The sequence below is a fragment of the Candidatus Cyanaurora vandensis genome (assembly GCF_013285555.1).
GTDB lineage: Bacteria > Cyanobacteriota > Cyanobacteriia > Gloeobacterales > Anthocerotibacteraceae > Cyanaurora > Cyanaurora vandensis.
Map to the genome: position 1 here is coordinate 1 of NZ_JAAXLT010000020.1, position 4,509 is coordinate 4,509.

Below are 4,509 nucleotides of genomic sequence, written 5' to 3' on the forward strand. Positions count from 1 at the left end.
CCCCCAACCCCGATAGTCCGCCCCGCCAGGTACGAGAGCACGGGCACGCACCGGGTCCCGCGAAAAGATTACCACTTGATCCCCCTGTGCTTGCAACTGTTGAACCGCCAACCGACCGACCAACCCCGTTGCCCCCGTCACTCCGTAGGTCTTGACCATGACAAACCCTCGTTTTCCCTATTGTGGCTGGCCCCTCCGCCCCATACCCTGCTGGGCACAGGCGTGGTGGGGGACCCAAGGCAGAAACTAAGGACCGCTATCGTACGTAAAAGAACCTATCCAAAGGCAGGTGTCCTGGTCCAACCTCCCTCCCTATCTTTATACATAGAACTCCTGTAAATACCCTGATTGGAAAAGCCCAATGCTAAACACTGAGATTGAGTCCGAGCAACCGTCCGAACCTAAGGAAAAGACGACTTCCCGTCTGCCAGAAACGGCAAAAATCTCCTTTAATCTCCTCGCTCCCTACAACGAAAAAGTTTCTTTAGTCGGTGAATTCTCCAACTGGGAACCGATTGCCATGCAGCGTGATGAAACAGGTACCTATCAAGTGCAAGTGTCCTTACCCGATGGCGAGTACGAGTACAAATTCCAAGCCGTCTCGAAAAGTTTCTTCGCCGTAGACCAGGAAGTTACCTTTGCTGACCCCTACGCCCGTCAAGTCACCGATAAAGACGTAAGCATTATGCGGATTAAAGACGGTAAACCGATTGTTGATAGCTATGAATGGCAACATGACGACGCAGCCTTGGTTCAAGATGACCAATTGATGATCTATGAACTACACGTCTACGGCTTCAACGGTGGTGGCTATCGCAAGGCTGTGGAGCGTCTCGATTATCTAGTAGACCTAGGCATGAACTGCGTCCAATTGATGCCCGTCACCGAGTACCCCGGGGCTAACTATTGGGGCTACAACCCGCGCTATCCCTTCGCTCCCGAGTCCTCCTATGGTAAACCCGAGGACCTCAAATATTTCATTGATGAATGCCACAAGCGGGGCCTGCGCGTCATCTTGGATCTGGTGCTGAACCATAGTGAACGGGAAAGTCCGCTGACTCGGATTGACTTCACCTACTGGTTCTATGAGCCGGGAACGGAACCCGATGAAGCACGGGATGTGTGGGGACCCAAGTTCAACTTAGAGTTTTATGACGCCAAGTATCAACGTAACCCGGCGCGTGAATATCTCTACGCGCTCGTCGAATACTGGGTCGAGGAGTACCATCTGGACGGGTATCGGATTGATGCGGCGCGTCAGATTAAGTACTTTGATTTCTTGGCAGAAGCTACCCAACGGGCTAAGAAATTAGTGCCCTTCAAACCCTTCTACGTAGTGGCAGAACACGTTCCTGAAAATCCGGCGGTGACGGGGATCGATGGACCCGTGGATGGCGCATACCATGAGACCTATTACTGGATGATTGATGACCTGTTAGTGCAGGATAAGTACGACTTAGACCAACTGATCAATGCCATCAACCCGGTCCACTACGGCTATTCTGGACCCGCCAATGCTGTCAACTTCTATGAGAACCACGATAAGCCCCGGCTCTTGCAACGGCTCCAGGAAGCGGGGGTAGATGATGAGAATGCCTTTCGGCGGTTGGAGTGTGCAGCGGCGTTACTCATTACCTCCGTGGGTATCCCAATGCTCTACCAGGGTCAAGAGATTGCCCACGCCTACGCCCAAGATGAAGAGGTACATCTGGTGGATTGGTCCTTGCTAGAGCAGGAGCGGCACCAAGCCTTTTTTGAGCGGTGGCGGGGGTTGGTTACACTGCGGCGCGAACGTCATGCCCTCTGGACGGCTAACTGTGACTTCTTCCACATGGACCCCGAGGCGCGGGTGATTGCTTACGTGCGGTTCAATGATGAGGGTTCGCGGGTGGTGGTGGTGGCCCATGTGGGCGACAACTACTTGGGCGGTTATACCGTTCCCTGCTTCCCTGAGGACGGCGTTTGGCATGAGTGGACCCGCAACTATGACGCAACGGTGGACGGCGCGTTACTGGAAGTAGAGTTGGGTGCTTGGGACGTGCACATCTTCTGTTTGAACTAGCGCGGCTTGGTGGTGGGGACCTGTTATCTTGGGGAGACTGAATTCGCGTTAACCCATGCGTACCCACTACTGTAGTCACGTCCGTGAGACGGACCTTGATACCGTGGTCACGGTGGCAGGTTGGGTAGACCGTCGCCGGGACCATGGTGGGGTTGTATTTATTGACTTGCGTGACCGTTCTGGGATCGTCCAGGCGGTGCTAGACCCCCAGGACCTGCCCGTGGCGAGCAGTTTACGGAGTGAATATGTAATTGAAATGACGGGATTGGTCAAAAGTCGGCCTGCTGATTCAGTCAACTCCCGCTTGGCAACGGGTCAGATTGAGATCAAAGTCCAGGCTCTGACCGTCCTTAACCCTGCCAAAACCCCGCCCTTCACCATTGCCGACGCCGCCGAGGTAGACGAGAAGTTGCGTCTAGTCTATCGTTACCTAGATCTGCGACGGGCTAACCTGCGTGAGAATCTGCGCTTACGCCACGAAATTGTGAAGCTAATTCGGCGGTACTTAGAAGATGAGCTGGAATTTATCGAGATTGAGACCCCGATTTTGACGAAGGCGACCCCTGAGGGAGCTAGGGATTATCTTGTTCCCTCTCGGGTCAACCCCGGTCAGTGGTATGCCTTGCCCCAGTCGCCGCAGATCTATAAACAGATCTTGATGGTGGCGGGGTTTGACCGCTATTACCAGATTGCACGGTGCTTTCGGGATGAGGACCTACGGGCCGACCGCCAACCGGAATTCACCCAGTTGGACATGGAGATGAGCTTCATGGACCAAGAGAGCATCATGGCTCTCAACGAGGGCTTGGTGCGCCATCTTTTTCAAAAAGTGCAGGGGACGACCCTACCTAATCCTTTACCCCGGTTGACTTATCAGGAGGCGATGGACCGCTATGGTTCTGACAAGCCGGATACGCGGTTTGGGTTGGAATTGTTGGATATGGGCGAATTTTTTCAGGGAACGAAGTTTAAAGTATTTGCCTCGGTCCTCTCGGGGGGCGGGGTGGTCAAATGTCTGGCGATTGGCGGGGGTGACGAAAAAATCTCGAACACGCGGATTAAACCGGGCGGGGATTTATTTAACCTAGTGGCTCAGTTTGGCGCGAAGGGGTTGGCATTTATTCGGGTGCGCGGGACTGAGCAAGAGATTCAACTCGATACAATTGGCGCACTCAAAGATAGTCTCAGTGCAGACCAGATTAGCCAGTTAATTCAATTGACCGGGGTGAAACCGGGGGATTTGCTGTTGTTTGGGGCGGGGCCACGGGCTGTCGTCAATGAATATTTAGGACGGTTACGGTTGGCGTTGGGGGCGGAGTTGGGGGTGATTGATGAGAGCCAAACCAACCTCCTTTGGGTGACAGATTTCCCGATGTTTCAATTCAATGCGGAGGAGAAGCGGTTAGAAGCCTTGCACCATCCCTTCACCGCGCCTCACCCTGAGGACCTCGCCGACCTCAAGACCGCCCGCGCCCAAGCCTACGACCTCGTGTGGAATGGGGTCGAGTTGGGCGGGGGTTCGGTGCGTATCCACCAACGGGCCATCCAAGAACAGGTCTTTACGGCGATTGGCTTGACGCCAGAGGTGGCCCAGACCCAGTTTGGTTTCTTGCTCGAAGCTTTTGAGTACGGTGCGCCGCCCCATGGCGGGATTGCCTACGGGTTGGACCGGATGGTGATGCTTTTTGCGGGGGCGGCCTCAATCCGGGAGGTGATGGCTTTCCCGAAGACCCAGAAGGCCCAAGACTTGATGAGCGAGGCCCCGTCTACGGTCACGCCACAACAATTGGCGGAACTCCATGTGCGGCAGGTCACGAAATGACGCGCTGGGGGTGGGTGTTGTGGTTGATGGTGGCTCCGGTGTCTGCACAATCCGCGCCTGATGTACAGATCCGTCAGGTTTTGACGGCCCAGGCTACGGCTTGGAATCAGGGGGATATTCCCGGTTTCATGCAGGGCTATGAGGCCAGTCCGACGACTACTTTTGTTGGGACCATGGTGACGCGGGGCTACCAGCAGGTTTTAGAGCGGTACTTGAAACGCTACCCGACCCGTGAGGGGATGGGGCAACTGACTTTTGGTGAACTGACGATTCAACCCTTAGGCGCGGATTATGCTTCAGTGTTGGGCCGCTGGGACTTAGAGCGGACGACGACAGCGGGGGGTAATGTCGGCGGCTATTTCACCTTGCTCCTGCGGCGGACGGCTGAGGGCTGGAAGATCATCCAGGACCATACAAGTTGAGTTGAAGGCCCCTCCGCCCCACTAGTGGGGGACCAAGGCAGAAGACATAGGAAAGATACAGAAGAGCATCTTAGTTCTTGCTAAGGGGCCCCTCCGCCCCACGTGGTGGGGGACCAAGACAACGCATACAGAAGAGCGTCTTTGTTCTTGCTCCCGTACCCTGCTTGCCTGTGTCCGGCAGGGTACGGGGGAGGGGCTGGGGG

3 protein-coding genes are annotated in these 4,509 nt (G+C 55.2%); all 3 read left to right on the plus strand.

Going from position 1 to position 4,509, the window contains the following annotated elements:
* Nucleotides 1-361 precede the first annotated feature (361 nt).
* From HFM78_RS01470 to HFM78_RS01480, 3 genes are read left to right on the plus strand one after another with little or no spacing between them, the layout of a single operon-like run.
* Nucleotides 362-2,062, plus strand: coding sequence for an alpha-amylase family glycosyl hydrolase (locus HFM78_RS01470; RefSeq protein ID WP_287127640.1), 1,701 nt, complete (start codon nt 362-364; stop codon nt 2,060-2,062).
* A 55-nt stretch (nt 2,063-2,117) separates the two neighbouring features.
* Nucleotides 2,118-3,884 (plus strand): aspartate--tRNA ligase, encoded by a 1,767-nt coding sequence (aspS, locus tag HFM78_RS01475; RefSeq protein WP_287127641.1) that lies wholly within the window; start codon nt 2,118-2,120, stop codon nt 3,882-3,884.
* The gene (locus HFM78_RS01480; protein WP_287127642.1) at nt 3,881-4,306 is read left to right on the plus strand and encodes a DUF4440 domain-containing protein; all 426 of its coding nucleotides are present in this window, start codon (nt 3,881-3,883) and stop codon (nt 4,304-4,306) included. Before aspS ends, HFM78_RS01480 begins: the two co-directional genes overlap by 4 nt.
* The last annotated feature ends 203 nt before the right edge of the window (nt 4,307-4,509 follow it).